Origin of the sequence: Hydrogenophaga sp. (genome assembly GCF_041633695.1) — a bacterium.
Lineage (GTDB): Bacteria > Pseudomonadota > Gammaproteobacteria > Burkholderiales > Burkholderiaceae_C > Hydrogenophaga.
The window spans coordinates 1-4,770 of sequence record NZ_JBFJMY010000327.1 but is presented as its reverse complement, the minus strand read 5'-3'; the positions used below and the strand labels follow the sequence as shown (position 1 = coordinate 4,770).

General features: G+C 65.1%; 3 protein-coding genes and 1 pseudogene. All 4 read right to left on the bottom strand.

Annotation, left to right across the window (positions count from 1 at the left end; genetic code table 11):
* Window positions 1-4: 4 nt before the first annotated feature.
* Complete coding sequence (locus tag ABYB95_RS17140) at window positions 5-1,540, bottom strand: sugar ABC transporter ATP-binding protein (RefSeq protein ID WP_372659769.1); 1,536 nt, start codon at window positions 1,538-1,540, stop codon at window positions 5-7.
* Window positions 1,541-1,697: 157 nt separating this feature from the next.
* Entirely contained in the window at window positions 1,698-2,930 is a 1,233-nt protein-coding gene (gene mmsB / locus ABYB95_RS17135) for a multiple monosaccharide ABC transporter permease (protein ID WP_372659768.1), read from the bottom strand.
* Between the two features lie 71 nt (window positions 2,931-3,001).
* Window positions 3,002-4,519: a multiple monosaccharide ABC transporter ATP-binding protein gene (gene mmsA, locus ABYB95_RS17130; protein ID WP_372659767.1), complete on the bottom strand. Its 1,518-nt coding sequence runs from the start codon at window positions 4,517-4,519 to the stop codon at window positions 3,002-3,004.
* A gap of 91 nt (window positions 4,520-4,610) precedes the next feature.
* A pseudogene (locus ABYB95_RS17125) lies at window positions 4,611-4,770 on the bottom strand (sugar ABC transporter substrate-binding protein); the annotation flags it as partial.

The window sequence follows — 4,770 nt, the reverse complement described above, 5'->3', positions numbered from 1 at the left end:
TTCTTCATCCTGCGGCAATCAGGTCGTAGACGGCGTCTTCGCTGCTGCCCGCAGGCAGCTCGCCCACCTTCTGGCGGTCGCGAAGCACCACGATGCGGTGCGCCACGCGCACCACTTCGCTCATTTCGGAGGAGATGAAGAGCACCGCCATGCCCGCCTGCGCCAGCCGCAGGATTTGTTCCATGATTTCCTGCTTGGCGGCCACGTCGATGCCGCGCGTGGGCTCGTCCAGGATCAGCAGGCGCGGCTCGACGGCGAGCCAGCGCGCCAGAATGGCTTTTTGCTGGTTGCCGCCCGAGAGCAGGCCGATGGGCGTGTCCACGCTGGTGGTCTTGATGCCCAGCATCTGCACATAACGTTCGGCCAGCGCCGTCTGTTCGGCGCGCGAGAGGCAGCGGCCCACACCCAAGCGCGCCTGCAGCGCCAGCGCGATGTTTTCGCGCACCGAGAGTTCGGCCACGATGCCGTCGGTCTTGCGCTCTTCCGGGCACAGGGCCATGCCGTGGCGGATCGCGTCCATGGGGTTGGCGAACGTGACGGTCTGGCCATCGATATGCAGCGCACCCCGGTCGGGGGCGGCCAGGCCAAACAGCAGCCGCGCCAGCTCGGTGCGGCCCGATCCCAGCAGGCCGGCCAGGCCCACCACCTCGCCCGCGCGCACCTGCAGGTCCAGCGCTTGCAACTGACCGTTCTGGCCCAGACCTTCGGCTTGCAGCAGCGCCGGGGTGGCCGGGTCGAACACCGGGGCCTGCGTGGCTTCGGTGGAGGGCGCGGCCAGCTCCCGCCCCAGCATGGCCGCGATCAGGGCCTGGGGGCCCAGTTCACCCACCGGCCACTCGCCGACCCAACTGCCGTTGCGCAGCACGGTGATGCGGTCCGACACCGCGTACATCTGGTTCAGAAAGTGGGTGACGAAGACGATGGCCAGGCCTTCGTCGCGCAACCGGCGCAACACCTGGAACAGCTTCTGTACCTCGTCGTCGTCCAGGCTCGAGGTCGGTTCGTCCAGGATCAGCACCCGCGACTCGATGCTGAGTGCGCGCGCGATCGCCACCAACTGCTGCACCGCCACCGGGTAGTCGGACAGCAGACGGGTCACGTCGATGCCCAGACCGATGCGCGCCACCAGTTCGCGGGCACGCGCGTTCAGCGTGGCCCAGTCGATGCGAAAGCCCTGCGCCAGGCCGCAGCGCGGGTAGCGTCCGGCAAAGATGTTTTCCGCCACCGAGAGATTGGGACAGAGGTTGACCTCCTGGTACACGGTGCTGATGCCCAGGCGTTGCGCGGCCAGAGGCGAGTCGGGCCAAGCCGTGGTTTGCCCCCGCGCTGCGCCGTCCAGTTGCATCTGCCCGGCGCTGGCCTCCAGCACCCCGGTGAGCACCTTGATGAGTGTGGACTTGCCCGCGCCGTTCTGGCCCATCAGCGCATGGATCTCGCCCGGGTACAGGCGCAGTTGCACGTCGCTCAGCACAGGAATGCCCGAGAACTGTTTGTGGACGCCCGTGAGCGTCAGCACGGGGGTGGGGTGGGGTGCACTCATCTCAGCTCTTCACGTGGCCGGCGTGCGCACCGCAACGAAGGGAGGTTCCCTGGACCAGGGGCGCCTTGGGTCGGGCTCTGCCGGTCCTAGGCGCCGTCCCAGCCGGAGGCGCCAGAGAGGGGGAGGCTGCAAAGCGGCGCAGGGGGTGTTCCATTTTTCAGGCTTTGTTCTTGTTGTAGACATCGACCAGCACGGCGGCGAGCAGCACCACGCCCTTGATGACCTGCTGGTAGTCGATGCCGATACCGAGGATGGACATGCCGTTGTTCATCACGCCCATGATGAAAGCGCCGATCACCGCGCCCATCACCTTGCCCACGCCGCCCGAGGCCGAGGCGCCGCCGATGAAGCAAGCGGCGATCACGTCAAGCTCGAAGCCCAGGCCCGCCTTGGGCGTGGCGGTGTTCAGGCGGGCGGCAAACACCAGGCCGGCCAGCGCCGCGAGCACACCCATGTTGACGAAGGCATAGAACGACAGGCGCTCGGTCTTGATGCCCGAGAGCTTGGCGGCCTTTTCGTTGCCACCCAGGGCGTAGACGCGCCGGCCGATGGTGGTACGGCTGGTCACGAAGTCGAACAGCACGATCAGCAGCGCCATCACGATCAGCACATTGGGCAGACCCTTGTAGGACGCCAGCAGGTAGGCGAAGTAGATGAGCAAGGTGGCGAAGACGGCGGTCTTGATGAGGAAGAAGGCCGTGGGTTCGGCGTGCACGCCGTGCCGCAGGCGATTGGCCCGTGCACGCACGCCGGCCACGGCCAAGGCGGCGGCCACGGCCACGCCCAGCAGCAGCGAGGTCAGGCGCAGGCTCTCGCCCTGGAACGGGTCGGGGATGAATCCCGAACTCAGCATCTGGAAGGCGTCGGGGAACGGCCCCACCGACTGCCCCTCCAGCAGGGCCAGCGCCAGACCCTTGAACACCAGCATGCCGGCCAAGGTGACGATGAAGGCGGGGATGCGTGAGAAGGCGACGAACCAGCCTTGCACCGCACCGATCAGGCCGCCGCAGAACAGGCACACCAGCGAGGCGGGGATGAAATGCCAGTTGAAACGCACCATCAGCACGGCGGCGAGTGCGCCGATGAAACCGCACACCGAGCCCACCGACAGGTCGATGTGGCCGGCCACGATCACCAGCAGCATGCCCAGCGCCATGATGACGATGTAGCTGTTCTGCAGCACCAGGTTGGTGAGGTTGAGCGGCTGCATCAGTGTGCCGTCGGTCATGTACTGGAAGAAGCCCATGATGGCCACCAGCGTGATCAACATGCCGTACTCGCGGAAGTTGTGCTTCAGGTGGTCGAGCGGCGACTTGCCAGGGTTGCCGACGGCTTCGACGGGCGGCGCGCCAGTGGCGTGGGAGGTGGATGTGCTTGTCATGTTGCTCATAGGATTTATGGATTGCGCGGCGCGCCCATCGCAGCCGAAGAGGCGAAGCGACGCAAGGGGTGCTTCTTCATCTAATTGGCTTTCACGATCGCTCGCATGATCTTTTCCTGGGAGGCTTGCGCCGTGGGCATTTCGGCCACGAAGCGGCCTTCGTTCATGACGTAGATGCGGTCCGAGATGCCCAGCAGTTCGGGCATCTCCGAAGAGATCACGATCACGCACTTGCCCTCGGCCGCCAACTGGGCGATGAGGGTATAGATTTCGTACTTGGCGCCCACGTCGATGCCGCGTGTGGGCTCGTCGAGGATGAGCACTTCGGGCTTGGTGAAAAGCCATTTGCCCAGCACCACTTTTTGCTGGTTGCCGCCCGAGAGGTTGACGGTCTTTTGGTCCACGCCCGAGCAGCGGATGCGCAGCTTCTCGCGGTAGTCCTGCGCCACCTGGTGCTCGCGGCCGTTGTCGATCACGGTGGTGGTCGAGACACCCTGGAGGTTGGCCAGCGACACGTTGAACTGGATGTCTTCGCTCAACACCAGCCCGTTGCCTTTGCGGTCTTCCGTGACATAGGCCAGACCGTGCGCAACGGCTTTCTCTACCGTGCTCACATCGATCGGTTTGCCGTGCAGCAGCACCTGGCCGCTGATGCGGCACCCCCAGGAGCGGCCGAAGATGCTCATCGCCAGTTCGGTGCGGCCCGCACCCATGAGCCCGGCGATGCCCACGATCTCGCCGCGCCGCACCTCCAGGTCTATGCCTTTGATGAATTCGCGCTCGCTGTGCTGCGGGTGGTAGGCGCGCCAGTTGCGCACCTCGAACACCGTCTCGCCAATGTTGGGCTGGCGCTGGGGGTAACGATCGGCCATCTCGCGGCCCACCATGGCCCGGATCACGCGGTCTTCGCTGACCGGCTGGGCGCGGCAGTCCAGGGTCTCGACCGTGCTGCCATCGCGCAGCACGGTGATGGTGTCGGCCACGCGCGAAATTTCGTTGAGCTTGTGCGAAATCAGGATGCAGGTGATGCCCTGGCTTTTCAGTTCGAGCATCAGGTCGAGCAGCGCCTGGCTGTCGGTCTCGTTCAGGCTGGCGGTGGGTTCGTCCAGGATCAACAGCTTGACCTGGCGCGACAGCGCCTTGGCAATCTCGATCAGCTGCTGCTTGCCCACGCCCAGGTGGGTGACCAGGGTCTCGGGCGACTCTTTCAGGCCGACCTTGGCCAGCAGGGCCTGGGTTTTGCTGTGTGCGGCCATCCAGTCGATGACGCCGAAGCGCGCCGTCTCGTTGCCCAGAAAAATGTTCTCTGCGATCGACAGCAGCGGCACCAGGGCCAGCTCCTGGTGGATGATGATCACCCCCAGGTGCTCGCTGTCGCGTATGCCGCCGAAGCGCCGATCCTGGCCTTCGAAGACGATGTCACCGCTGTAGCTGCCATGCGGATAGACACCGGAGAGCACTTTCATCAGGGTCGATTTGCCGGCGCCGTTTTCGCCCACGATGGCGTGGATCTCACCCGCGCGTACCTGCAGGTTCACCTGGTCGAGCGCCACCACGCCGGGAAAAGTTTTGCGGATGTTCCGCATTTCGAGAATCATGATCGAACCGTGTGCGTGAGGGCGGGAAAATGGCTGCACCGCCCGCGCGGCCGAATCGGCGCGCGCGGGGCAGGTGCGTGGTGGCGAGGGCTTACTTGATCTGCGACTCTTTGTAGTAACCGCTGCCGACCAGCACCTTGTTCCAGTTCGAAGCGTCCACCGACACCGGCTTGAGCAGGTAGGAAGGCACGACCTTCACGCCGTTGTTGTAGGTCTTGGTGTCGTTGATCTCGGGTTGTTTGCCCGAGATC